Here is a 22,638-nt window from a genome sequence, read left to right as displayed (position 1 = left end):
AAAATATCTCAAAATGTATCGGTAATCCTTGCGCTATTTTTGTCGAATTTTGTTCGGCAATTTTTACCTTTTTACTGATGTTGCAGGGCGGAAACGGGGTTCTGTACGTCACTTCCTGTACGAATTTCCACCATCTGCGGAAACGCTTCCGGAACATGTTGCGTGGCCGCAAAAATTCCAGAAAATTTCCCCACTGGATTTCATCGATTATTTTTTCGATTCTATTTTTTATTGAAATAAAACCGTCGCACGTTTACCGGAATTGATCATTTCCTTATTCCATTTCCGATATGGAAATTTCTCATTCTTTTATTGACTATTTACGTCGTGATACAACTCGTCGCATTGACCCAGCCCCGAGGAGTACATCATGACCGCTCCGGTTACGGCGCCCGCCGCCGACACCCGGTTTTCGACTGTCACGTCCCAGAACGTCAAGCTGAAGGTCCATCCGGTGATTCTGGCCGGCGGCTCCGGCACACGCCTATGGCCCATGTCGCGCGAACAGTATCCGAAGCAGCTGATCGGCCTGCTCGGCGACGATTCGCTGCTGCAATCCACGACACGCCGGCTCGACGGACTCGAAGCAGGTCACCCGCTGGCGGACCAGTTGGTAGTGGTCAGCAATGAAGAACACCGCTTCACGACCGCCGAACAGCTGCGCACGAGCGGCAAGACGAGCCGGCTGATTCTCGAGCCGGTCGGCCGCGACACGGCGCCTGCGTTAACGGTGGCCGCCCTGTCGATCGTCGCGGAAGACAGCGACGGCATCATGGTCGTGATGCCCGCCGACCATGCCGTCACCGACATCGCCGGGTTTCATGCGGCCGTGGCCGCCGGCGTGCAGCATGCCTCGAACGGTCATGTCGCGACGATGGGCATCGTGCCGACGCACGCGGAAACCGGCTACGGCTATATCCGCATCGGCGAAGCGCTGACCGGGCCAGTCAATGCGCCCGGCGTCGCGGCGCACCGGCTCGACCGCTTCGTCGAGAAGCCGCATCTCGAACTCGCGCAGCGCTATGTCGCCTCGAACGAGTACTGGTGGAACAGCGGCATCTTCATCATGCGCGCGTCGACATGGCTCGCCGCGATCGCCCACTTCCAGCCCGCGATTCACGATTCATGCGTCGCGGCCTATGCCGGCGGCAAAACGGACGGCGACTTCTTCCGGTTGCAACGCGATGCGTTTGTCGCCTCGCCGTCGAATTCGATCGACTACGCGGTGATGGAGCAGCTCGGCAACGATCAGTCGGTCTGCACCGGCGTGGTCGTGCCGCTGCAGGCGGGCTGGTCGGATGTCGGCTCGTGGGATGCGATCTGGCAGATCCTGCCGAAGGACGAAGCAGACAACGTCGGCCGTGGACGTGTGATGTTCGAAGGCGCCGAATCGACCTTCGCGCATTCGGAAGGCCGGTTGATCGCCTGCGTCGGCACGCACAATCTCGTCGTGGTCGAAACCGCCGACGCGATTCTCGTCGCGGACAAGGCGAGCGTGCAGGACGTTAAAAAGATCGTTGGCCGGATTCGCAGTGAAGCGGGCCCCGAAGCGGCGAACCATCGCAAGGTTCATCGCCCGTGGGGCCACTACGATTCCGTCGACACCGGCGAGCGCTTCCAGGTGAAACGCATCGTCGTGAAACCGGGTGCGCGTCTGTCGCTGCAGATGCATCACCACCGCGCGGAACACTGGATCGTCGTGCGCGGTACTGCGCTCGTCACACGCGGTGAAGAGCGCTTCATTGTCTCCGAAAACGAATCGGCTTATATCCCGCTCGGTGTCACTCACCGACTCGAGAATCCCGGCAAGATGCCGCTGGAAATCATCGAGGTGCAATCCGGTTCATATCTCGGCGAAGACGACATCGTGCGCTTCGACGATACGTACGGACGGCAGTAAGTCACATACTCAACGGGTGGTGCGGTAGTGCGAATCCTGCGGCGGCTGCTCCTGCCGTCCGCGGGTTGCTGCTGTGCTCATCCCGCGTGGGAGACGAGTTCTGGGGCTTTCGGGAATCGATCGCCCGCGTTGTTGTTGTCTGCCTGCTCGGCGGCCGGTGTGCCGGTCGGGTAACGACGTAGCGCGACCCTGCATGCGTGGGTGTACGCAGCGACATGGGCGTTGGCCGAATAACTGTTCACGGGTTCCGGCACGCTACGAACAGCGGGCAGCGTGCGCGGCGCGCTTTGCACCGGTACTGCGTTGACGCTTTCGTGCCTGGCTTCGATCCTTGTTTCGATCTGCACTGCCGCCGGCGCGGCTGCTGCGTTATGCCCTGCCTCCTGCCGCGCTTCATGCCCTGCTGCGCTGATCGCTTCGTCGATGCCCGCAACGGCCGCGAGCGTGCGGCAATGACGATCGATCCAGTCGTCGGCCCAGCCGAGCGCGAACTCCTGTGCCGCATCGGCCTGCGCGAAACGCGGACCGATCAGACCAGAACGCTCGACGCGCTTGCCGTCCTTCATGATCTCCGCCCATGCCCGGAACATCGCATTGGGCACCTGCTCGAGCGCAACGTAGATCGTATAGCCGCGCCGGTCGACCACCTGCTTGCCGCGCGAGGTCATGTTCATCCACACCGGACGATGCTCGCAATCGAGCGGCCGCTCCGCGCCGACATGCGCGCGGTCTTGCAGCAGTTCTTCATCGGTGGATTCGTCTGTTGCCGTGCCGGAGAGCTGTCGCGTGATGTCGGCGATCGGGTCGAGCGAACGCCACTCGTGCGCGGGGTGTGCCGCACGAGGCGAGGTTTGCCACGACTCGGGACTTCTCCAGAACACGCCACGCAGACCATCGTCACGCAGCGCGGGCGTGTGCGGCTGCGTGTCGACAACTGGTTTGGGCGTGGCGACAGGTACGCCGGGTTCGGGCACATAGGCGAAGCTGCGCCCGACCTGCGATAGCAGACGGATCATCTCGGTCAACGTACCGTTGATCTGCCATTCTTCGAAACGGCGCCGGCACGTCGGACCCGACGGATAGCGGCCTGGCAGTTTCGACCAGGGCTCACCGGTTGTCAGGATCCAGAGGACCGCATTCGCAACGATGCGCGGTTCGGCTCGGGGTCGGCCACGTCTGTTAAGACGGATAGCCGGCTCATCAGAAACAAGCACAGCAAGCTGCGCCCATTCGTCATTGCTTAGCTCATCGAAAAACATGCGTTTCTCCACGCAGCCTGGCCTGGCCGCGGCGAGGGGCACTCGCGATTATTGATCTAGCGTCATTCGCGCTATGCCCCAGGTTGCACAATATGCTTTACGTTTTAGCCCGTTTGCGAAAATCAGCACAGCCTTAGTGCGGACTTTCCCATTGACGAAGCACAAAACATGGTCTCACTCGTGCATGGGAGAATTTGTGCACGAAGCATACCATCCCCAGGGTTTGCGTGAATATGACAGAGACAAGTGTTACTGAAAGAAACAAACTTGTCCTTTTCGCTGCGTCGTTTCCTTTGCTGCCCAGGCAGATGGGCTGGCAGTCCCGGCGGCTCTAAACACGGTGTGGCAGCGCATTGGCCGCTGGATGGGCGAATTGGCGCGCTACGCGGCCGTTGGGCCGGTGCAACGGCACTTATTAACGGGCGCCGAGCTGTTGCGAACGGCTGGCGCGGTGAGCCTGGTTGATCCTGGCTGATCCTGGTTATTGCCGGCGGCGGATGCAGCGGCATCGCTGGATCGATGCACGTTGCATCGTTTGGATTCCTGTGCGATTGCGCCGCCGCCCTTCGCCCATGCGCTTCGCACGACCGCTGGCGTTGATAGACCGCTAGCGCACCGGCGTCGCGGCCTGTTCGCCGACGACGGTTGTCCACGGACGCACGCGCCAGCGCGTGACGAGCCCCTCGCGTACATACGGATCGGCTTTCGCGAACGCCTCGGCGACCGCCGGCGACTCGCCGCTAAAGAGCAGCACCGCGCCATCGACGGGATCGGCCAGCGCCCCGGCCAGCAGCAGTTCGCCGCGCTCCGCCGCGGCCCACGCGAGCTGCAGGTGCGCCGCGCGGTAGTCGCCGCGTCGCTCGAGGTAGTCGGCGGCGAGGTCGTAGAACATCAGGTAGTGCATCGTCGGTCTCCTTTCCTTGGTTGGGGATGGGTAATTGCGCTGAGGGAATATCCTGCCTCGCCGCTGTCAACCAATGCAACTATTTAGCCGTTCTGGCAGACAGCTTTGCCATAATGGTCATCGCGCCAGGCTTGGGATGCCGGAGACGCCCTCCTGGTCGCAACGACTACCAATAACGTTCAATATCGTGGGAGTGTCAAATGAAAATCCAATCCGCTATCGCTGCCCTCGTCCTTGGCGGTCTGCTGACCAGCGCGCCTGCCTTTGCCCAGAATGCCCAGCAATCGAAGATGGCCACCTGCAACACGCAGGCCACCGGCAAGAAAGGCGATGATCGCAAGGCGTTCATGAAGAGCTGCCTGTCGAGCGCGCCTGTCGCCGCATCGGGTCCGATGAGCCAGCAGGACAAGATGAAGATGTGCAACACGCAGGCGACCGGCAAAAAGGGCGACGATCGCAAGGCGTTCATGAAGACCTGCCTCAGCAACAAGGGCTGAGCCACGACAGTATTGTTTCTGGGCCCGCTGGGCCGGCTGTCACGCTACACAGCCGGGCCGGCGGGCCTTCTTTGCGTTTCGGACCCGCAGTACGCGGCTCACTTCATCGTCCGTCAAGCCGTCATTTCTTACTAAATACCTTCAATCGCCTGCATACCCGCACCGCGGTGATCGAAACTTCCACAGAATCATCCCCTCGCCGCTCGTCCACCCTAGACCGCACCGATTCGCCGGGCTCAGATTGAGCTTGGGATGCACCCGGCAGTTCTCATCTACCTGGGATCGGCTCGACGGCGTCTAGCGCAGCATCTCCACGATCTCGTCAACATGTTCGACGACACAGATTCGGCTTGATGCCATGGCGCGCGTGGATTCGGATGGCCGCACCAGAAAACCTCGCGTCGCAAGCTTCAGCATTTCCAGATCATTGAAGGCATCCCCTACCGCTACGACTTCGCTGCCAGCGTCGAGAAACGCCGTCACCACGTCTTCCTTGCCCCGACGGGATGGTGCGAATTCACAGCGCACGATGAATCCATCATCGTCGGTGACAAGGTGGTGACATAACGCCGTCGGCCGCCCGAGCAATCCCAGTACCGGATCCGCCAGCTCGTAAAAGCAATCGGAAAGAATCCGCACGCTGTATTGCTCGCCAATCCTGGCGAGAAAGTCCGTCGACTCGGGAAACGGAGCGATCTCCGCCAGGATTTCCTGCATCTGCGGCAGCGTCACACCGTGACTTCTGAGTGCAGAAATCCGCCTGGCCATTAACAAGCGATACTCCGGAACCTCCCGCGTCGTCTCGTGGAGCACATCGATACCTGTGCGTTGGGCGATATACGGCCACATCTCCGGAACCAGCACACCCTCAAGATCGATACACGCCACTTTCTCGAGTACTTCGCTCATTTGAATCCCACGGCAGTGAAGGCCAGCGACAGTCCCAACGCAATCAACGCTGTCCCGATGATCCGGTCGACAATACGCTGCCTCTCCAGCATTGCCTGGCGCAAGACTTCGGATGAGAAAAAGATCGCTACGAGACTGAACCAGGCCAGATGGGCCAGCGACATGAAAGCGCCATAAGCAAAATCGATTGCTAGAGGACTACCCGGTTTGACGATCTGCGTGTATGAACTCACGACAAACAGCATTGTCTTCGGGTTGAGCGCATTGGTCAGAAACCCGTTGCGAAAGGCGACCCACATGCCCAGACGATGCCCTGTCGACAAGTCGAGCGTCAGACGCGACTTGTTCGTCAGCGACCTGTATCCAATGTAGATCAGATAGCCCGCACCGAGAAATTTCATGACCAGAAAGAGAACGGGCGAATGTGCGATAACGACGGCAATACCGAGCACCGTATAGAGCACGTGCAGTTGTACGCCGAGGGCAACACCAAGCGCCGAAATCAGTCCGGAGCGACGTCCATATGCGTAGCTGTTCCGGGTAATCATCGCGAAATCTGGCCCAGGGCTGATGACAGCGAGAATAGTGATCATTGCTACCGCGAGTAATTCGTTCATTGAAGTTCCAGGAAGAGGACGGCGGATGACCTCCGCCGGGATGTTTTCTTGAGCTACATCTATTTTTTGCAGAACGTGACCACTAGCACGTCACGATTCGCGGGCTGGGCATCGTCCAGCCGCGCAATTGGCGTTACGCCGTGCATCACGCGTTCGTCGTTGACGATCGCGGCGTCAAGCGGTGCCATCAACGTGTACGCGGACAAAGGTTGGCGGGCGCGATCGTAGATCTTTGTCTCACCGTTCACGATGTTGCTTCGGCTCACCATCATCATGAACACGAAGTTGACTCCATCGCGATGGATACCTTCTGGCGTCGGATTAGCCGTTGCCTGTGATGCATCGATTCGAAACTGGTGAACCTCGATGTGCCAGCCATAGAAGGGAGCAAGCCTGCCAAACAATTCACAGCAGAACGACAAAATTGCCGTAAGGACATCCCCCTGCGCGATGTCACTCGCGATCGGCGCAAAATCCCGGGCAACCCCGCCGTTCAGATGGTTGTAGTCGAGACTCTGATAGTGCGGCTGGTGCGATTCGCGAATGGCGCAACGCCCGGACGGGAGTGCGCTGAAGGTTGCGTGCCGCCGATAGCGATAGGTGCCGCCGTCGGCCATGTGGAGATCGGGTTCCAGTCGATTCCAGCTATCTTGAAATCGCTCCCAGCTCTCCAGAGTGGTTCCCGTTATTGCCTTCAGCAAACGTTCCGTTTTGGCTGCCGGCAGGAAGCAGAAATCCTTCCGTGCAATAAACTGACATAAATTCTCGGCTTCCCTCGCTGCCCGGTTAGCCTGGTCGCTTGACTGGGCATGAGATTCGTCCTGGTACGCGTGTTCCATTTGGTATCCTCGCTTTCTATAATCTTTGTTCGCCGGTTGCACGACCGGCAAATCATTGTCGAGGACTCCTGCGATTATAAAAATCGATTTGTGGTACATTGAATCGGTGATTTTTTCTCACACAAATGGAAAATGAAACTTCCCCCACTGACCTCTTTTCGGGTGTTCAATGTCGCCGCCCAGGCAGATAGTTTTGTCCAGGCGGCAGAGCAACTGCATGTCACGCATGGCGCCGTCAGCCGTCAGATCAAGCAACTGGAAGATGCGTTGGGCACGGCGCTGTTTGAACGACGCAATCGTGCGGTGTTTCTTACCCCAGTCGGTCGCCTGTTGCTGACGACGACCCAGTCCGTCTTCGAGCAACTGGAAGGCACCGTTTATCGGATCAGGCAACAAACCAACCAGAGTGTGATCGTGTTGTCGTGCGAACCAACAATCGCGATGAAGTGGCTGATTCCGCGACTACCGGCATTCGAAGACGCCCATCCCGACATCCAGCTGCATCTGTCGGCGGCGGGAGGTCCTATTGATTTCCAGAAATCGGGAGTTGACGTAGCGCTGCGTCGCAATGATTTCAATTGGGGCAGCGAGATTCATTCGCTGAAAATTAGCGATGAATGGGTCGGGCCGGTGTGTCGAGCCGATCGGCAAGGCTTTTTGCGCGCAAACCCCGTACTGCTGCATACCAGGTCGCGGCCGCTTGCGTGGAAAAACTGGGAAAGCGCCGGTGGAGCGCCGATAAAGAAGGGCAAACGAGTGGACTACGAGCACTTCTATCTCTGCATTCAAGCTGCCATGGCAGGACTTGGCATGGCCATGGCATCGTACTTCATGGTGCAGGACGAATTGCGTGCGCAGCAGCTGGTTGCACCCCACGGCTTCAAAAGGGATCGCTCGGCTTACTACCTGCTCTCGCCCGACCCAATCACTCCTGAATCGAAGCTCGCACGTCTGGCGAACTGGGTTCTGGGAGAAATGCAGGCGTGCTCTTCCCAGATTGGGAGCAAGGCAGGTTAGGTTTCGCGGCACGTAGTGCCATCCACCCAGCATCGATCGTGCCCGATCGGCGTTCCGCTGCAGCGCGACATGCACACCACCGCCGGATTTCTTCTATGATGGCTGCGGAGACGGCCCACCCCACATAAAACATCATGCGCCATCGGGCCGCCGTCTTGTCGTTGATGCGAGCGCGCATTGAACGGAGGCAAGAATGGCATGGAGACAAAACCGCTGGTTCAGGCGATGGCTGGTCGTCATCGTGTTCTGGGCCGTGCCGGTACTGATCGTTGCGGTCCGCGAGATCCACGAGGAGATGGCCTACAACGCCGTCGATCTCGAGCACGCGCTGACCACCTGGGACTTCACCGATGCACAACGCGCCGCGGGAGCACCCGTGCGCTGTCACGGCAAGCCCGACGAGGCACGTGCCGCGGGCTGCCCGGCCGACGTGCTGGCCGCCAACGCACCGCGTCAGCAGGAAGCCATCGACGAGTATTCGGTTCGCCGCAGTACGCTCGCCGGCTACCTGTGGCATGCGTTCGTTGGCTACTGGGTGGTGCCGGCCGCGGTGCTGTTCGGCTTCGGTCTGGTGATTGCCGGCGTTCGCCGCGCACTGCGCCGACCCGCTGTAAAAAGCAGCACGCCGCATTGAAATGCGGTAATCGATGCCGGATCACGTTGCGAAAAACCTACGCGTGGGGAAGCGCGCCAGACTTTCAAAGTCTTTTCATCGAACGTGCAAATCACCCGCTTCCGGTAAAAAAAACCGGCACCGGCGGCGTTCGGGCAGGCCGTAGACGGGGCGTCGAAATCAGGGCGATAGCAGGCGAAATCGCTGCGAACTGCCAGTTGCCGCATCGCTTCGACGCATCCTCAATTCGGTCAAAGTTACGTTGCACGATTTGCGCATTTTCCCGCAAACGCCCGTCCGACAAGGCTTTTCGCCGGTCAGGCACGCGCATTGCTGCGCTTCTCATGTGTTATAACCCAATGGCCAACCGTCACCACTGATCAGGTTGCCCTGGAACCACGATGGAGAAAAAAGATGCAAAGACGAAACTTCATTCTGAAAACCACCGCTGCACTTGCTTTCGGAGGCCTTACGCTCGCGGGCTGCACCACAACGCCCAATAGCACGCCCACTGCCTCGGGCAATGCGTCGAAGCGCGACTCGATCAACGCCAGCGTCGACGGCGCGATTTCCAAGCTGTATTCGACGGTACCAGGCTCCCGCGAACTCGTCTCGAAGTCGCGTGGCATCCTCGTGTTCCCGTCGGTCCTTCAGGCAGGCCTGATCGTCGGTGGCCAGTATGGCGAAGGCTCGCTGCGCGTCGGCGGCAGCACGGTCGGCTACTACAGCACGGCGTCGGGCTCGTTCGGTTTGCAGGCCGGTGCGCAGTCGAAGGCAATCATCTTCCTGTTCATGACGCAGGACGCACTCGACCGGTTCCGCAACTCGGACGGCTGGGCAGCCGGTGGAGATGCTTCCGTGGCGCTCGTGAAGATGGGCGCGAACGGCTCGATCGACACGACGACCGCAACGGCTCCGGTCGAAGTCTTCGTGATGACCAATGCCGGGCTGATGGGCGACATCTCGATCGCCGGCACGAAGGTGACGCGTCTGAACATCTGACGCGATATCGTTCCAGTGTGTTCCGGCGGCAGCGTCGCCGGAGCACTGCCCCCACGGAGGGGCTGCTGCAAGACAAAACGGCGTTACCGCAAGGCAACGCCGTTTTTTATGCGCGTTTTGTCTGTGCGCCAGCGGATCTAGTTCGACGACGTATCGATCACCTTGAACCGCGAACGCTTCTGCGCGCGAATCACCGACTGATACGCCTCGACGTATTGCTGCGCCATCCGGTGCGACGTGAAGCGCTCCTCGAAGCGCTGCCGCACACCCGCTCGCGGCACCTTGTGCAGGCGATTCACGGCGGCCACTGCACCGATCTCGTCCTCGACGATGAAGCCCGACACACCGTCGTCCAGCACTTCCGGCACCGAGCCGCGATTGAAGGCGATCACCGGTGTGCCGCACGCCATCGCTTCGATCATCACGAGACCGAACGGCTCCGGCCAGTCAATCGGAAACAGCAGCGCGTGTGCGCCTGACAGAAACTCGGCCTTCTGGTTGTCGGCGATCTCACCGATATATTCGACATACGGCAGATCGAGCAGCGGCTTGATATCGCGCTCGAAATACTCGCGATCGGCGGCATCGACCTTTGCGGCGATGCGGATCGGCATACCGCAGCGGCCCGCGATGCGGATCGCCGTATCGACGCGTTTTTCCGGCGATATACGGCCAAGGAACGCAAGATACTTCTGCTCGACCGGCTGCGGCGTATAGAGCGCCTCAGGCAGGCCGTGATAGACCGTGGTCAGCCATTTCGCCTGCGGCAGCGGATGGCGCTGCGCATTCGAAATCGAAATGACCGGCGCGGTGTTGAACGTATCGAATACCGGTTGCTGCTCGGGCAGATCGAGGCGGCCGTGTAACGTCGTCACAAACGGCGTGTCCTGCCGCTTGAAGACCGAGAACGAGTAGTAGTCCATGTGGAAATGCAGCACATCGAACTCGTCGGCCTGACGGCGCACCAGTTCCATCAGCAGCATGTGCGGCGCCACCCGATCGCGAATGCCGGGGTCGAGCCGCAACGCGCGCGGCCAGACGGCTTCGAGCTTCGCGCTCGTGACCGAATCGCCGCTGGCGAACAGCGTTACGTCATGGCCGAGTTCGACCAGCGCCTCGGTGATGTACGACACGACGCGCTCGGTGCCGCCATACAGCTTGGGAGGGACCGATTCGGTCAGCGGGGCGATCTGGGCAATTCTCATTGAGTGTCTCCATGAATCTGATGGCCGCCCGTTCGGGGCGTGCCTCGTGCGCGCCAGGCGCTAATGTGCCAATCAGGCACCAGCGGCGGCGCCCGAGTATGCCAGCGCCGCGGCAACCGATCAATGCAGCCAGATGTGGCCAATGCCGATCGATCACGCCGGGCCTGTTGCAGGACAGGTACCTTCAGCTACGCCTCGTACCTGACGAGTATTGTCAATTGTGCACGCAAACGCGCGACGTATTGCATTTCCTGTGCGCTGTTACAGTCGCGAAACATCTGCGGCGCTTCGCCGATATGCCATTTAGTACGGCCTGTCGCTCAGCGCGATGGCCACTTCCACGCGGGAATATCAAGCTCGTCGCTGTTGGCAATCCGCGTCGAACCGAGCTGCTTTCCGAGCATCACCGACTGGCTGCCCGCCTCGCGCTCGAGTGCAGCGATGAGCCGTGTCGCGTGCGACACCACCAGTACCTGCGAACGCGTCGACGCATGCGCGATCAACCGCGCGAGCGCCGGCAGCAGGTCCGGATGCAGGCTCGTCTCCGGCTCGTTCAGGACCAGTAATTGCGGCGGTCGCGGCGTCAGCAGCGCGGCGACCAGCAGCAGGTAGCGCAGCGTCCCGTCGGACAGTTCCGCGCCGCTCAGCGCACGCAACAGGCCATGCTGCCGCATCGTCACTTCGAAGCGGCCGCTGTGATTGACGATTTCGATGCGCGAGCCGGGAAATGCGTCTTCAATCGCGGCGTCGAGTGCGGTCGCTTCGCCGATTTCGGCGATCGTCTGTAGTGCGGCAGCAAGATCGGTGCCGTCGTCGCTGAGCACCGGCGTATGCGTGCCGATTTGCGGCAACCGCACGGGGGCCTCGGCGTCGGTGCGAAAGTGATCGTAGAACCGCCACGAACGGATCTGTTCGCGCACCGCAATCATTTCGGGCGCGCTTCGCGGGTCGGAGAACTCGGTCATCATGCTGTCGAAGCTCGCCACGGGCTGCGGCACCGTCTGCCATTCGCCGTCGGCGTCGCGTGCGCGCAGCACCGCACCGTGCCGCTCGACCAGCAGCGCGGACGGCCGCAGCACCGGCCCGTTCCAGATGGACTCGCGCTTGATCACCGGGTCGAGCGAGAATTGCGAGCTCTCGGCGGGAATGGGTAGTCCAAGATCGATCGCGTAGCCGAAGGTGTCGCCGGCAAAGCCAAGCCGCAGGCTCACCGGTTCGTGGCGGCGCACGCCCGTGACCGGCTCTACGCCGGCCAGCATGCCGCGCGAGAAGCGTTCGGGGCCTGCCCACAACGTGGACTGCAGACCGCCCTCGCGCGCCAGCGACGGAATCACGCCGCCGCGCGCAGTAACTGCAAGCAGCCTCAATGCACGATAGACGCTCGATTTACCGCTGCCGTTCGGTCCCGTCACGACGTTCAGCTTGCCGAGCGGCACGATCAGCTCGCGCAGCGAGCGGTAGCCGGCGATAGCGAGTGTGGTCAGCATGAGCGGCCCATGATCGCCAGTGTGCGAATAGAAATGAGCGTAGCGCCGCGCATCAACGTCCCTCGCCTGCCGGCACGTTGCGCAGATCGCGCAGGAACGAATCGCGCCACACGCCCAGATCGTTCTTGCGCAATGCCGCCATGTTCACCTGATGGCGACGCTGACGCTCTTTCAGCGGCATCGATAGCGCCTGCTGCAGTGCTTCGCACATGCCCACCGCATCGTGCGGATTCACGAGCAGCGAGCCGGTCAGTTCGGCGGCCGCGCCAGCGAAGATCGACAGCACCAGCACACCGGGGTCGTCGGGGTTCTGCGCGGCGACATATTCCTTCGCGACGAGGTTCATGCCGTCGTGCAGCGGCGTCACGAAACCGATCTGCGATTCGCGGAACAGCGACATCAGTTTCCAGCGGTCGTACCGCTGGTTCAGGTAACGGATCGGTGTGTAGTCGAGCCCCGAGTAACGCCCGTTGATACGCCCCGCCTCGCCTTCGAGTTCCTGGCGTATCAGCTGATACGTTTCGACGTCCGAACGCGTCGGTGGCGCGATCTGCACGAGCGTGACATTGCCGCGCCATTCGGGCGAGCGCTCGAGCAACTGTTCGAAGGCCCTGAAGCGCTCGACCAGTCCCTTCGAATAATCGAGCCGGTCGACGCTCATGATCAGCTTGCGCCCTTCGAGACTCTGCTTCAGATCCAGTACATGCTGGCGGCTTTCGTAACGCTGCGCCTGCTCGGCGATCTCATCGGGAAACACGCCGATGCGATAGACGCCGGTGCGCAAATGGCGGCCGAACGCTTCGATGCGATCATCGACACTCACCGTGCCGCGCGCATGACGCGTGATGTAGTCGTGGAACGCGAGTTGATCGGTGGCGGTCTGGAAGCCCAGCAGATCGAAGCAGCACAGCGACTTCACCAGTTCCTCGTGCGGTGGAATGCTGAAGATGATCTGCGGCGCCGGAAACGGAATATGCAGAAAGAAGCCGATGCGATTCGTCACGCCTTCCGCGCGCAGCGCTTCGGCAAACGGGATCAGATGGTAGTCGTGAACCCAGATGATGTCGTCGGGTTCGAGCAGTTTGATCAGCTTGTGCGCGAGCCATGCATTGACGCGCCGGTAGCCCGCGTATTCGTCGCGCTCGTAGCGCGCGAGGTCGTTGCGGTAGTGGAACACCGGCCACAGCGTCGCGTTCGAGAACCCACGGTAGTACTGATCGTAGTCCTTGCGCGTCAGACCGACGGTCGCGAACGTCACACGGCCTTCGTGCACGATAGTGGGACCCGCATGCGCGACGGTTTCGCTGACGACGTCGCCGCTCCAGCCGAACCAGACCCCGCCGGCATCCTTCAACGCGCCGAACACGCCGACGGCGAGGCCGCCCGCCGAGCCCTTCGTTTCGGTCGGTGTGGCGACGCGGTTCGATACGACGATCAGTCGGCCCATGTGGTGTTTCCTCCGTGGTTCGGTCGATGCGCACACGCGGCGTACGCATTCGGTGACGGGTGAGCGGCGCATATCGCCGGCGGCGCCGCTACTGCAATCGCCGCTTCAGCAACGATGGAGAGCACCGGCAGCGGCCATGCTCAGTTCGACCGGCTCGCCGCTGGATCGTTTGCGATTTCGTCCGGCGGCCGGCTCGCAGCCGATGCGGCGCGCGGGTCGCGAGTTCCACCGCGATTTCCACCCCGATTCGCCACCGGATCGGCTTCGGTGCGCGCGGCGGTACTCGAAGCAGCTGCCCGCGCATGAGCCGGCAACCAGTCGAGTGCGCCCTCCGCGGCTCCGAGTTCCGCCGACACCTCCGCACGCGAATGCGGCAGATACTGCGGATAGTGCGTCTGCACGAACGCGAGCAACCCTTCGCGCACACGGCAACGCAAATCCCAACTGAGACCCGAATCCGCGGAGCTGACAAGCACGCGCAGTTGCATCGAACGTTCGGTTGCGTCGGTGACCTGCAGCACCTGCACACGGCCGTCCCATTCGGGCGCCGCCTCGACGAGACGCCCGAGTTCCTCGCGCAATGGCGCGAGCGGCATCCGGTAATCGACGTACAGAAAGACCGTGCCGATGATCTGCGCGCTGCTGCGCGTCCAGTTCGCGAACGGGTTCTCGATGAACCATTGCAGCGGCACGATCAACCGGCGCTGATCCCACAGCCGCACCGACACATAGGTACCGGTGATTTCCTCGATGCGCCCCCACTCGCCCTGGATCACGACGACGTCTTCGAGGCGGATCGGTTGCGACAACGCGATCTGCAGCCCGGCGATCAGGTTGCCGAGTACCGGCCGCGCCGCGATACCGGCGATCAAACCGGCCACGCCCGCCGACGCCAGCAGGCTCGCGCCGATCTGGCGCACGCCCGGAAACGTCATTAGCGCGCCGCCCACGCCGACGATCACGATCACCACCATCACCGAGCGCGCCAGCACGCGCGCCTGGGTGTGGATCCGGCGTGCCTCGAGGTTGTCTGCGGTGTCGAGCGGGTGCGCCTGGATGATCGCTTCGCCGATCGCGGCCGCCGAGCGCATCGACAGCCAGGTCAACGCGCCGATCAGCACGACGCCCGCCATGTTGCGCAGCACGCCGACGAGCGGCAGCGTATCGGGCGCTTCCCACCAGATGAATTCGAGGCCGACGATCGCGAGCACCACGAGTGCGGGCCGGTTGATGTAGCGCAGGATCACGCTCATCAACGGATACGGTCGGGCGATCCGCACGAGAATCCGCGCGCCGATGCGATGGACCGCAAATGCGAGCGCGAGAACGACGATGGACACGACGACCGCGCCCGGCCAGGTATGCAGCGGGGCATCGGCGATGCGCGTGATGTCGTCGGTGGTGAGCATGAAGCGCGTTTTCCTCGGGTCGTGGGTTGTGGTGGGTGGCGCCGCGTCGACGCCCAACCCCGCTGCGCCAACCGCGCTCAGCTACCCGTCTTGCAGGGGAATGCCTTGCCGAGCCCCAGTGAAATCGCGGTGCTCGCGTTGTAGCCCGCGACGTTGGGATTTTCCGCGATGTAACGGCGCACCGCGTCCGTCAGTTGCTGCGAACGCGCGTCGGCGGGCAGGCAAAAGTACTGGCCGACCCGCGGGCCGGTTGTGCCGCCAATTGCATCGATGGTGTTGAAGACGCCGTCGGCCGCGCCTTCGATGTAGGCCGCGCACGCGCTGCGTGACGCGATATCGGTTTTCGTACACAGCCTGTTGAGGTCGCTCGCGGTAAACGCGGCTGCCGACAAGGGTATGGCCAGCGCGCTCGCGCAAATCAAAGCCCGCAGCATGGTGATCCTTTATGTGAGCAAGCGGTTATCGGGCGATCTCGTGTCGCATCCGGCGGCGCGTTCCGGCCTGAGACCGGACGCGCCGCAACCGTTATTTTGCACCGTTTTGCGGGGCTGCCGGTGGCTGGCTCTGCATTTGCTGGAGCCGTGCCGTCAGTCCTTCGACGACATCGGGTGCCTTGTAGTGCTTCGCGAAGTCGAGCGCGGTGAGACCGAGCTGGTTCTTCACGGTCAGATCGGCGCCGTTATCGAGCAGCAGCTTGACCGTCGATACGTGATTGGCGCGTGCGGCCATCATCAGCGGCGTGGTGCCGTTCGGCGAGCCAGCGTCGACGTACGCCGAGTGGTCGAGCAGCAGCTTCACGATATCGTCATTACCGTTCGATGCCGCGTAGTGCAGCGGCGCCCAGCCCTTCTTGTTGACTTCGGCGTCTTTTGAAATCAGCAGGTTGACGAGGTTGATGTCGCCGTTCAGCGACGCCAGCATCATCGCGTTTTCGCCGGCCTTGTCCTCGATTTCGATGTTGGTCTTCGAATTGGCGATCAGTGCGGCAGCGACCTTGTCGGATTTTTCGCGTGCAGCGAGCACGAGCAGCGGCATGCCCTGATCGTCGGTCATGTTCGGGTCCATGCCGTTGGCGAGCTGCTTCGTCACTTCCTTCACGTCGTCGAACTTGACGGCCTTGATCATCGTGTCGGCGGGTGCGGCCTGCACCGGCAACGCACCGCAAGCCGCCCACGCGAGCCCGCCGGCCAGCGCGAGCCGGGATGCCCCGCGTTTGAACGCGGACAGGCGGATGAAAGGAGCGACGGAGGCTGAACGAATGACGATCTGACTGGAGTTATTTCTCATATTCTAGTTTAGGTATCTTCCCTATCCTGTTGATAATATTGAATATCAAGACCGCGGCATCGGGATCTTGAACAGCCGGAAGAAGTTCGCTGTGGTCGCCGCGGCGAGTGCGGCTTCCGGCATCTCACGCTGCTGCGCGATGAAGCGTCCGACATGGCTGACGTACGCAGGTTCATTCGGCTTGCCGCGATACGGCACAGGAGCCAGGTACGGCGAGTCGGTTTCGATCAGCAGACGCTCGAGCGGCACGCGGCGCGCGACGTCCTGAACCTCGGTCGCGCTCTTGAAAGTGACGATGCCCGACAGCGAGATGTGGAAATTCTGCGCGAGCGCCCGTTCGGCGACCGGCCACGCTTCGGTGAAGCAATGCATCACGCCGCCCGGCACGTCGGCGTGTTCCTCGGCCATGATGCGCAGCGTGTCGTCGGCGGATGCGCGCGTGTGGACGATCAGCGGCTTGCCGGTGGCATGCGCGGCGCGGATATGGGTGCGAAAACGCTCGCGTTGCCATTCCATGTCGGCAATGGTGCGGCCTTCGAGCCGGTAGTAGTCGAGCCCCGTCTCGCCGATCGCGACGACCTTCGGATGCCCGGCCAGCTCGACGAGCCCGGCCACGTCGGGCTCCTGCGCATCCTCGTGATCCGGATGCACGCCGACCGACGCGTAGACGTTGTCATAGGTGCGCGCAATGTCGAGCACGGACGGCAACGTTTCGAGGTCGACCGACACGCACAGCGCGTGGGTGACCGAATGCATGCGCATGTTCTCGAGCACCTGCGGCAGACGCTCGGCGAGACCTTCGAAATTGATGTGGCAATGCGAGTCGACAAACATGAGAGTGTCCTGCGATGAATCGGGAAAAGTGCCTGCCCGGGTGGTACTGAGCTAACGTTCAGGCGACAACCCGGTGCCCGAGGATCACCAGGTCGCGCTCCACGCCGTCCAGCACCGCGACGCGCGGCAACGTGCCCCACACGTCGAAGCCGAAGCCGCGGAAGAGTCGCAGGCTCGGTTCATTGTGGCCGAAAATGAAACCGAGCACCGTATCGATGCCGAGCCCAGGCGCGGCTGCCAGCGAAGCCGCCAGCAACTGTTTGCCGAGCCCCTTGCCGCGCGCGTCTTCGTGCAGATAGATGCTGACTTCGGCGCTGCGCGAATAGGCTGGCCGCCCGTAGAAGTTCGAGAAACTGAGCCACGCGATGATCTGCCCGCCGTCCTCGACGACCCACAGCGGCCGCTTGTCCGGCCCATGCTCGTGGAACCACGCGAGCCGGCTCTCGACACTGACCGGCTCGAGATCGGCGGTCACGTTTCGCGACGGCACCGTCGAGTTGTAGATGGCGACGATGGCGGGCAGATCGTCGAGCGTGGCATCGCGGTATGGAAGATTCGTGGTCATGGAGGAAATCGGCTAGCGGGGTTAGGCAAACGGCGGACGAGAGTCAGGCAAACAACGCGCGATAACCCAGGAACAGCTCCTCGAACACCAGACGCGCATTGAGCGGATGGTTCTCGACCGCGCGCTGCCGCGTCACGGTGCGGATAAAGCGCGCGAACGTGCTCGCATCGACCTGCGCCGCGCAGCGCTCCAGCGCCGCCGCGGCTTCAGGAAAATAGCGCGGCGTGCCGGCCGTGCGCTGTGCCAGCAAGTCGTATAGCCACCTCTGCAGCCAGCCGAGCACGAGCGGCACCGGCAGCTTTTGCAGCGCCTCGCCGACCGCGAACGCATCGCATGCGGCCCCGCTGGCCAGCTGTTTGAGCGTCCAGTCGCGCAGCGCGCGGTTTTCATCGGCGGCGAGCGCCAGCGCGGCCAGCGGTGCGCCGCCTGCCTGGGCGAGCAGCGCCGGCGCATCGTCGACACCTTGCGCGGCGAGCCATCTGACGGCGACATCGGCGGCGGGCGTGGCGAGCGGCCATTGCCGGCAACGACTGATGATGGTCGGCAGCAGCCGGTCGATGCGCGCCGACACCATCAGGAACACGACACCCGACGGCGGTTCTTCGAGTGTCTTCAGCAATGCGTTGGCTGCTGCGACATTGAGCGCTTCGGCGGGATACAGCACGACCACGCGCGCCCCGCCGCGATGCGAGCCGACGCCGCAAAAGTCGAGCAGCGCCCGAACCTGTTCGATCTTGATTTCCTTGCTTGGCGCGCGGCTCTTCTTGCCGTCATCGTCGCCTTTGTCGGCCTTGCTGGCCTGATCGGCTTTGTCGTCAGCACTGGTGACAAAACCCGATTCGGCCGCCAGCGCCTCCGGCAGCACGATCCGGTAATCGGGGTGATTGCCCTGCACGAACCAGTTGCACGCCGCGCACGCGCCACACGGCTCGCCGTTGGCAAGCGGCGCTTCGCAGAGCATGCCCTGCGCGAGATGCTGCGCAAAACGCAGCTTGCCGATCCCCGTCTGCCCATAGAGAAGCAACGCATGCGGCCAGTGCGCGCGCAGCTGCTGCATTCGGTTCCAGTCGTCGGCTTGCCACGGATAAATCATCGTTCTCTTTTGATTCAATAGGTTACGAGGTGGATGTGATGTATTGGCTGAGTTATTTCAACACCCATGACAACAACTTATATCAGTTAAAAATCATAGCGTTGCGACCAATTTCTCAAGTTGACTCTGAATTTGCGGGATGCTCTGCGTCGAATCGACGATGGCAAACCGGTATGGCGCCTCTTCGGCACGGCGCAGGTATTCTGCCCGCGTCCGTGTGAAGAACGCATCCGACTCGCTCTCGAACCGGTCCGGCTCGCGCGCCGCGCTGCGACGCTCGCTCGCGGTTCCCGGCGGTACGTCGAACAGCACCGTCAGATCGGGCTGGAAACCGCCCTGCACCCAGCGCTCGAGTGCTTCGAGCTTGTCGCGCGGCAAACCGCGCCCGCCGCCCTGGTAGGCGAACGTCGCATCGGTGAAACGGTCGGACAGCACCCAGTCGCCGCGCGCGAGCGCCGGCTCGATCACCTGCGCCAGATGCTCGCGGCGTGCCGCGAACATCAGCAGCGCTTCGGTTTCGAGATCCATGGTCCGGTGCAACAGGATTTCGCGCAGCGATTCGCCGAGCTTCGTGCCGCCCGGCTCGCGCGTCATGACGACCTCGCGCCCGGTGGGTGCGACCTTCGCATCGAGCCGCTCGCGGAACCAGGCAAGGTGCGTCGTCTTGCCCGCCCCATCGATGCCTTCGAACGTGATGAATTTGCCCCGCGCCATCATTGACCTCGGATGTACTTGTCGACGGCCTTGTTGTGATCGCCGAGCGTGTCAGAAAAAATGCTTAAGCCGCTGCCGTCGCCGCGGGAGACGAAGTAAAGCGCGTTGGTCTGCGCCGGGTTCAGCGCCGCCTGAAGCGACGCTACCCCCGGCAGCGAGATCGGTGTCGGCGGCAAGCCGGCACGGGTGTACGTATTGTAAGGAGTGTCGGTCTGCAGATCGCGCTTGTGCAAACGCCCCGCGTAGCTGTCGCCGAGCCCGTAGATCACGGTTGGATCGGTCTGCAGCGGCATGCCGAGCCGCAGACGGTTCGCGAACACCGCGGCAACGAGCGCGCGGTCGGACGTCTTGCCGGTTTCCTTTTCAACGATCGACGCCATGGTCAATGCATCATAGGCGCTCTTGTACGGCAGCCCCGGCGCGCGGGCAGCCCACGCCTCGTCGAGACGCACCTGCATCAGCCGGTACGCGCGACGGTACACGTCGAGGTCACTCGTGTTCTTGTCGAACAGATACGTGTCCGGGAAGAACAGCCCTTCCGCGTTGCCCGTCGGGGCCTCAGGCGCGCCGATCGCCTTCAGCAGATCGGCGTCGGTCATGCCCGCCGTGTCGTGCTTCAGCGCCGGATTCGCGTCGATTTCGGAGCGCATGTGGCGAAACGTCCAGCCTTCGATGATCGTCGCCACATACTCGTTGACGTCGCCGCGGGCCAGCTTCTGCAGCACGTCGTACGGCGTCACGCCGCTCTTGAACTCGTAGTTGCCCGACTTGAGCTGGCTTTGCAGGCCGAGCAGGCGTGTCATCCACACGAACAGTTCGGTCGCGACCGGCACGCCGCCGCGCCGCAATTGCAGTGTCACGCTGCGCAGGCTGCTGTGCGGCTTGATCGTCACGTCGAGCTGCTGAGGGGTCAGTACGAGTGGGGCCTGGGACCAGTAATATCCGCCGGCTGCTGCGGCAGCGGCCAGCACGACGAGCGCCGTGCCGGCAACGAGACATTTTTTCAGGAGGGACATGCAAAACGTGGCTGGGGAGGACCCCATATAATACTTGCTTGCCCCAGCTAAAGTCACAACTGACTGCGCCACCCATCCATGACCGCCCCGCTCGCACCCGCTCCCGCCCATTCTGTGCCGCCCGTTGCCGCCGCCGTGCTGCCGGTGCTGCCGCGCCCCGGTGGCGCGCAATTCGAGGCCGTGCTCAAGAGCGGCGCGTATATGCCGCTCACGCAGTTCGGCGTGATCTCCGTGTCGGGCGACGATGCCGCGACCTTCCTGCACGGCCAGCTCACGAGCGACACCCAGCATCTCGATGCCGCCAACGCGCGCCTCGCCGGCTACTGCTCCCCCAAGGGTCGACTGCTCGCGTCGTTTCTCGTGTGGCGCGACAGCGAGGCGATCCGCCTGCTGGTGTCGAAGGATGTCCAGGCCGCGGTGCAGAAACGGCTCTCGATGTTCGTGCTGCGCGCCAAGGCGAAGCTCAGCGATGCCAGCGCCGACCTGCTCGCAGTCGGTCTGGCCGGCGACGTGCGCGCGGCGCTCGGCGGCATCTTCGATGTGATTCCCGACGGCGTGCATGTGAAAGTCGATGGGCCGTTTGGTTCGCTGATCCGCGTACCCGATGCCGAAGCGCGGCTGCGTTATCTGTGGATCGGGCCGCGGGCCGAGGTCGAAGCGCAGCTGCCGGCGCTCGATAGCAAGCTCGTGCGCGTATCGCCGGCCGTGTGGGACTGGCTCGATATCCGTGCTGGCGAGCCGCGCATCACCGGGCCGGTCACCGAGCAGTTCGTGCCGCAGATGGTCAATTTCGACGTGCTCGGCGGCGTGAATTTCCGCAAGGGCTGCTATCCGGGCCAGGAGATCGTCGCGCGCAGCCAGTATCGCGGCACGATCAAGCGGCGTACCGCGCTCGCGAATGTGACGGGCGAAACGTTATCTGTGGCGGCGGGCACGGAGCTGTTCCATTCCGCCGATCCTGGCCAGCCATGCGGGATGGTCGTCAACGTGGCGTCCGCACCGGCGGGCGGCGTCGACGTGCTGGCCGAGATCAAGCTCGTGGCGCTCGAAGGCGGCTCGGTGCATCTCGGTGCCGCCGACGGCCCCGCGCTGCGCTTCCTGCCGCTGCCGTACGCGTGGCCGACGGAAGTCTGACGCGTTGATCGCGGGCGGTCGGCCCGCTGCTCCCGGAGACTTCGACCGATGTGCCTGATTGTGTTCGACTGGCGCCCCGACGCAACCGACGGCGCGCTCTTCACGCTCGCGGCAAACCGCGACGAATTCTTCCGCCGCCCGGCCGAACCGATGCAATGGTGGAGCGATGCGCCGGGGTTACTCGCGGGACGCGATCTCGCCGGCGGCGGTACCTGGCTCGGCATGACCCGCGACGGCCGCTTCGCCGCCCTCACCAACTACCGCGCGCCGCACGAGATGCGGCCCGATGCGCCGACCCGCGGTGCGCTCGTCAGTCGTTTTCTGAGCGACCTTGCGCAGACGCCGCTCGATTATCTGCAGCAGGTCGCGCGTACCGGCAGTCTGTATAACGGCTTCAATCTGCTGGTCGGCGACTGGACCCGGCGCGAACTCGCGTGGTACTGCAACCGCGCGGATGCCGCGCCGGCCCTACTCGCAGCCGGCACGCACGGCATTTCGAATGCGGTGCTCGATACCCCCTGGCCGAAGCTCGTGCGCAAGCGCGCGGAACTCGGGGCATTGCTCGCGGAAGATCCTGCAACACCGCTCGAGCAGTTGATCGATCTGATGCGCGATCCCCGCCTCGCACGCGATGACGAATTGCCCGCTACCGGTCTGTCGCTCGAACGGGAACGTGCGTTGTCGGCGGCTTTTATCGAGGGGAGCGAATACGGAACGCGCGGTACGACCGCGCTGCGTGTCGTCGCTCGACGCGAGCAGATCAGCGTGACTGCGGCCGAGCGCAGCGACGACGACGGTTCGCATCGCATCGTGCGACCGGGCGACTTCGAGCGTAGCTTCGCGTTTAACGTCGAGCGCTAGCGCAGAGGTTCGCGCCAGATGGCCCGCTG

General features: G+C 62.6%; 23 protein-coding genes. 7 read left to right on the top strand and 16 right to left on the bottom strand.

The annotated features are described in order from the left end of the window. Positions 1 to 370 precede the first annotated feature (370 nt). Positions 371 to 1,900: a mannose-1-phosphate guanylyltransferase/mannose-6-phosphate isomerase gene (locus FNZ07_RS22890; protein ID WP_091016716.1), complete on the top strand. Its 1,530-nt coding sequence runs from the start codon at positions 371 to 373 to the stop codon at positions 1,898 to 1,900. Between the two features lie 77 nt (positions 1,901 to 1,977). On the opposite strand, the gene FNZ07_RS34565 is transcribed toward FNZ07_RS22890, so the two are convergent. After that, complete coding sequence (locus FNZ07_RS34565; protein WP_091016714.1) at positions 1,978 to 3,159, bottom strand: transposase; 1,182 nt, start codon at positions 3,157 to 3,159, stop codon at positions 1,978 to 1,980. Between the two features lie 607 nt (positions 3,160 to 3,766). Continuing rightward, a complete protein-coding gene (locus FNZ07_RS22880) occupies positions 3,767 to 4,063 on the bottom strand; it encodes a YciI-like protein (RefSeq protein ID WP_091016713.1) in 297 nt (98 codons plus the stop codon). A 200-nt stretch (positions 4,064 to 4,263) separates the two neighbouring features. On the opposite strand from FNZ07_RS22880, the gene FNZ07_RS22875 reads away from it, so the two are divergent. After that, a complete protein-coding gene (locus tag FNZ07_RS22875; RefSeq protein WP_091016710.1) occupies positions 4,264 to 4,560 on the top strand; it encodes a PsiF family protein in 297 nt (98 codons plus the stop codon). Positions 4,561 to 4,857: 297 nt separating this feature from the next. Here FNZ07_RS22875 and thrH read toward each other — a convergent pair whose 3' ends face one another. Genes thrH through FNZ07_RS22860 form a run of 3 tightly spaced genes read right to left on the bottom strand, consistent with a single transcriptional unit; the run spans position 4,858 to position 6,925 of the window. Beyond that, positions 4,858 to 5,469, bottom strand: coding sequence for a bifunctional phosphoserine phosphatase/homoserine phosphotransferase ThrH (gene thrH, locus FNZ07_RS22870; RefSeq protein ID WP_091016708.1), 612 nt, complete (start codon positions 5,467 to 5,469; stop codon positions 4,858 to 4,860). After that, positions 5,466 to 6,086 (bottom strand): LysE family translocator, encoded by a 621-nt coding sequence (locus FNZ07_RS22865; RefSeq protein ID WP_091016705.1) that lies wholly within the window; start codon positions 6,084 to 6,086, stop codon positions 5,466 to 5,468. The genes thrH and FNZ07_RS22865 overlap by 4 nt, the downstream gene beginning before the upstream one ends. 59 nt (positions 6,087 to 6,145) lie before the next feature. Further along, entirely contained in the window at positions 6,146 to 6,925 is a 780-nt protein-coding gene (locus FNZ07_RS22860) for a 2OG-Fe dioxygenase family protein (protein ID WP_091016891.1), read from the bottom strand. 132 nt (positions 6,926 to 7,057) lie between these two features. On the opposite strand from FNZ07_RS22860, the gene FNZ07_RS22855 reads away from it, so the two are divergent. The 3 genes from FNZ07_RS22855 (at position 7,058) to FNZ07_RS22845 (ending at position 9,557) form a co-directional block, all read left to right on the top strand. Then, entirely contained in the window at positions 7,058 to 7,942 is an 885-nt protein-coding gene (locus FNZ07_RS22855) for a LysR substrate-binding domain-containing protein (protein ID WP_091016703.1), read from the top strand. Between the two features lie 193 nt (positions 7,943 to 8,135). Beyond that, on the top strand, positions 8,136 to 8,576 hold the full coding sequence (locus tag FNZ07_RS22850) for a hypothetical protein (protein ID WP_091016701.1): 441 nt from the start codon (positions 8,136 to 8,138) through the stop codon (positions 8,574 to 8,576). Between the two features lie 393 nt (positions 8,577 to 8,969). Continuing rightward, the gene (locus tag FNZ07_RS22845; protein ID WP_091016699.1) at positions 8,970 to 9,557 is read left to right on the top strand and encodes a BPSL1445 family SYLF domain-containing lipoprotein; all 588 of its coding nucleotides are present in this window, start codon (positions 8,970 to 8,972) and stop codon (positions 9,555 to 9,557) included. A 137-nt stretch (positions 9,558 to 9,694) separates the two neighbouring features. Here FNZ07_RS22845 and FNZ07_RS22840 read toward each other — a convergent pair whose 3' ends face one another. The 11 genes from FNZ07_RS22840 to mltG form a co-directional block, all read right to left on the bottom strand. Continuing rightward, on the bottom strand, positions 9,695 to 10,762 hold the full coding sequence (locus tag FNZ07_RS22840; RefSeq protein ID WP_091016696.1) for a glycosyltransferase family 4 protein: 1,068 nt from the start codon (positions 10,760 to 10,762) through the stop codon (positions 9,695 to 9,697). 320 nt (positions 10,763 to 11,082) lie between these two features. After that, positions 11,083 to 12,249, bottom strand: a complete 1,167-nt coding sequence (locus FNZ07_RS22835) for an AAA family ATPase (protein WP_091016694.1) — start codon at positions 12,247 to 12,249, stop codon at positions 11,083 to 11,085. A gap of 52 nt (positions 12,250 to 12,301) precedes the next feature. After that, a complete protein-coding gene (otsA, locus tag FNZ07_RS22830; RefSeq protein ID WP_091016691.1) occupies positions 12,302 to 13,696 on the bottom strand; it encodes an alpha,alpha-trehalose-phosphate synthase (UDP-forming) in 1,395 nt (464 codons plus the stop codon). A gap of 140 nt (positions 13,697 to 13,836) precedes the next feature. Then, positions 13,837 to 15,105 (bottom strand): mechanosensitive ion channel family protein, encoded by a 1,269-nt coding sequence (locus FNZ07_RS22825; protein WP_091016689.1) that lies wholly within the window; start codon positions 15,103 to 15,105, stop codon positions 13,837 to 13,839. Positions 15,106 to 15,182: 77 nt separating this feature from the next. Next, a complete protein-coding gene (locus FNZ07_RS22820) occupies positions 15,183 to 15,539 on the bottom strand; it encodes a Rap1a/Tai family immunity protein (RefSeq protein WP_091016687.1) in 357 nt (118 codons plus the stop codon). A gap of 91 nt (positions 15,540 to 15,630) precedes the next feature. Next, complete coding sequence (locus tag FNZ07_RS22815; protein WP_091016685.1) at positions 15,631 to 16,392, bottom strand: ankyrin repeat domain-containing protein; 762 nt, start codon at positions 16,390 to 16,392, stop codon at positions 15,631 to 15,633. A 45-nt stretch (positions 16,393 to 16,437) separates the two neighbouring features. After that, positions 16,438 to 17,226: a TatD family hydrolase gene (locus FNZ07_RS22810; RefSeq protein ID WP_091016683.1), complete on the bottom strand. Its 789-nt coding sequence runs from the start codon at positions 17,224 to 17,226 to the stop codon at positions 16,438 to 16,440. A gap of 58 nt (positions 17,227 to 17,284) precedes the next feature. Further along, positions 17,285 to 17,791, bottom strand: a complete 507-nt coding sequence (locus tag FNZ07_RS22805) for a GNAT family N-acetyltransferase (RefSeq protein ID WP_091016681.1) — start codon at positions 17,789 to 17,791, stop codon at positions 17,285 to 17,287. Positions 17,792 to 17,834: 43 nt separating this feature from the next. Further along, complete coding sequence (locus FNZ07_RS22800; RefSeq protein ID WP_091016678.1) at positions 17,835 to 18,884, bottom strand: DNA polymerase III subunit delta'; 1,050 nt, start codon at positions 18,882 to 18,884, stop codon at positions 17,835 to 17,837. A gap of 93 nt (positions 18,885 to 18,977) precedes the next feature. Next, the gene (gene tmk, locus FNZ07_RS22795; protein ID WP_091016676.1) at positions 18,978 to 19,598 is read right to left on the bottom strand and encodes a dTMP kinase; all 621 of its coding nucleotides are present in this window, start codon (positions 19,596 to 19,598) and stop codon (positions 18,978 to 18,980) included. After that, positions 19,598 to 20,614, bottom strand: a complete 1,017-nt coding sequence (gene mltG / locus FNZ07_RS22790) for an endolytic transglycosylase MltG (RefSeq protein WP_091016673.1) — start codon at positions 20,612 to 20,614, stop codon at positions 19,598 to 19,600. Before mltG ends, tmk begins: the two co-directional genes overlap by 1 nt. A 78-nt stretch (positions 20,615 to 20,692) precedes the next feature. Between mltG and ygfZ the strand changes: the two genes are divergently transcribed. Then, a complete protein-coding gene (ygfZ, locus tag FNZ07_RS22785) occupies positions 20,693 to 21,748 on the top strand; it encodes a CAF17-like 4Fe-4S cluster assembly/insertion protein YgfZ (RefSeq protein WP_091016672.1) in 1,056 nt (351 codons plus the stop codon). A gap of 48 nt (positions 21,749 to 21,796) precedes the next feature. Beyond that, positions 21,797 to 22,609 carry an NRDE family protein gene (locus tag FNZ07_RS22780; RefSeq protein WP_091016670.1) on the top strand — a complete coding sequence of 271 codons (813 nt, stop codon included), beginning with the start codon at positions 21,797 to 21,799 and terminating at the stop codon, positions 22,607 to 22,609. The last annotated feature ends 29 nt before the right edge of the window (positions 22,610 to 22,638 follow it).

It is taken from the genome of Paraburkholderia megapolitana (assembly GCF_007556815.1).
In the GTDB taxonomy this organism is placed as follows: Bacteria; Pseudomonadota; Gammaproteobacteria; order Burkholderiales; family Burkholderiaceae; genus Paraburkholderia; species Paraburkholderia megapolitana.
This window is presented reverse-complemented; position numbering and strand designations above follow the sequence as displayed.

Coding starts and splice junctions, on each gene's coding strand:
- otsA (WP_091016691.1), bottom strand. CDS start 13,696: ATGGGCCGACTGATCGTCGTATCGAACCGCGTCGCCACACCGACCGAA.
- FNZ07_RS22835 (WP_091016694.1), bottom strand. CDS start 12,249: ATGCTGACCACACTCGCTATCGCCGGCTACCGCTCGCTGCGCGAGCTG.
- FNZ07_RS22860 (WP_091016891.1), bottom strand. CDS start 6,925: ATGGAACACGCGTACCAGGACGAATCTCATGCCCAGTCAAGCGACCAG.
- FNZ07_RS22890 (WP_091016716.1), top strand. CDS start 371: ATGACCGCTCCGGTTACGGCGCCCGCCGCCGACACCCGGTTTTCGACT.
- FNZ07_RS22780 (WP_091016670.1), top strand. CDS start 21,797: ATGTGCCTGATTGTGTTCGACTGGCGCCCCGACGCAACCGACGGCGCG.
- FNZ07_RS22825 (WP_091016689.1), bottom strand. CDS start 15,105: ATGCTCACCACCGACGACATCACGCGCATCGCCGATGCCCCGCTGCAT.
- ygfZ (WP_091016672.1), top strand. CDS start 20,693: ATGACCGCCCCGCTCGCACCCGCTCCCGCCCATTCTGTGCCGCCCGTT.
- FNZ07_RS22815 (WP_091016685.1), bottom strand. CDS start 16,392: ATGAGAAATAACTCCAGTCAGATCGTCATTCGTTCAGCCTCCGTCGCT.
- tmk (WP_091016676.1), bottom strand. CDS start 19,598: ATGGCGCGGGGCAAATTCATCACGTTCGAAGGCATCGATGGGGCGGGC.
- FNZ07_RS22805 (WP_091016681.1), bottom strand. CDS start 17,791: ATGACCACGAATCTTCCATACCGCGATGCCACGCTCGACGATCTGCCC.
- FNZ07_RS22850 (WP_091016701.1), top strand. CDS start 8,136: ATGGCATGGAGACAAAACCGCTGGTTCAGGCGATGGCTGGTCGTCATC.
- mltG (WP_091016673.1), bottom strand. CDS start 20,614: ATGTCCCTCCTGAAAAAATGTCTCGTTGCCGGCACGGCGCTCGTCGTG.
- FNZ07_RS22845 (WP_091016699.1), top strand. CDS start 8,970: ATGCAAAGACGAAACTTCATTCTGAAAACCACCGCTGCACTTGCTTTC.
- FNZ07_RS34565 (WP_091016714.1), bottom strand. CDS start 3,159: ATGTTTTTCGATGAGCTAAGCAATGACGAATGGGCGCAGCTTGCTGTG.
- FNZ07_RS22855 (WP_091016703.1), top strand. CDS start 7,058: ATGAAACTTCCCCCACTGACCTCTTTTCGGGTGTTCAATGTCGCCGCC.
- thrH (WP_091016708.1), bottom strand. CDS start 5,469: ATGAGCGAAGTACTCGAGAAAGTGGCGTGTATCGATCTTGAGGGTGTG.
- FNZ07_RS22875 (WP_091016710.1), top strand. CDS start 4,264: ATGAAAATCCAATCCGCTATCGCTGCCCTCGTCCTTGGCGGTCTGCTG.
- FNZ07_RS22840 (WP_091016696.1), bottom strand. CDS start 10,762: ATGAGAATTGCCCAGATCGCCCCGCTGACCGAATCGGTCCCTCCCAAG.
- FNZ07_RS22820 (WP_091016687.1), bottom strand. CDS start 15,539: ATGCTGCGGGCTTTGATTTGCGCGAGCGCGCTGGCCATACCCTTGTCG.
- FNZ07_RS22800 (WP_091016678.1), bottom strand. CDS start 18,884: ATGATTTATCCGTGGCAAGCCGACGACTGGAACCGAATGCAGCAGCTG.
- FNZ07_RS22810 (WP_091016683.1), bottom strand. CDS start 17,226: ATGTTTGTCGACTCGCATTGCCACATCAATTTCGAAGGTCTCGCCGAG.
- FNZ07_RS22865 (WP_091016705.1), bottom strand. CDS start 6,086: ATGAACGAATTACTCGCGGTAGCAATGATCACTATTCTCGCTGTCATC.
- FNZ07_RS22880 (WP_091016713.1), bottom strand. CDS start 4,063: ATGCACTACCTGATGTTCTACGACCTCGCCGCCGACTACCTCGAGCGA.